The organism is Gloeomargarita sp. SKYB120 (assembly GCA_025062155.1).
Taxonomy (GTDB): Bacteria; Cyanobacteriota; Cyanobacteriia; order Gloeomargaritales; family Gloeomargaritaceae; genus Gloeomargarita.
On the sequence record JANXAM010000080.1, the window covers coordinates 1 to 645 of the forward strand.

Genomic DNA, 645 nt, shown 5'->3' on the forward strand with positions numbered 1-645 from the left:
ATTCTAAGAGGTTGCGATGGCATAGACAACATCTCCGGCGGTGTTGGCAACGACACCATCGATGGCGACGATGGCAACGACGTCATAAATGGTGATGCCGGCAACGACACCATCGATGGCGACGATGGGAATGACACGCTCAACGGCGGCAGTGGCAGTGACACTATAAATGATGGCGCCGGTGTAGATGTCGTCAACGGCGGCGATGGCGATGATACTCTCAATGCTGCCTCTGATAACATCGGCAACGACACCTTCAATGGCCAGGGTGGTAACGATACCTGGAACGACGTTGGTGGAGCTGGAGGAGATACCTTCAACGGTGGTCCAGGTGACGATACGGCAAATGGGAATGATGGCAACGACATCATCAACGGCGGCGATGGGAATGACACGCTCAACGGCGGCGCTGGGAATGACACGCTCAACGGCGGCGCTGGCAACGATACCATCAACGGCGACGCTGGTAACGACATCCTCAACGGCGGCGCTGGCAACGACACCATCAACGGCGGCGCTGACAACGACACCATCGTTGACGGCACGGGCGTGGACACTGTCAATGGCGACGGTGGCAACGAGATCATCAACGCAACCGCCGATGGCGTCGCGGACACCATCGACGGCGGCGATGGCGATGATGTC

General features: G+C 58.3%; 1 pseudogene. It reads left to right on the forward strand.

Annotated features, from left to right (window positions below):
- The first annotated feature begins 357 nt into the window (after positions 1–357).
- Positions 358–519, forward strand: a pseudogene (locus NZ705_12510) (hemolysin-type calcium-binding protein).
- Positions 520–645: the final 126 nt, after the last annotated feature.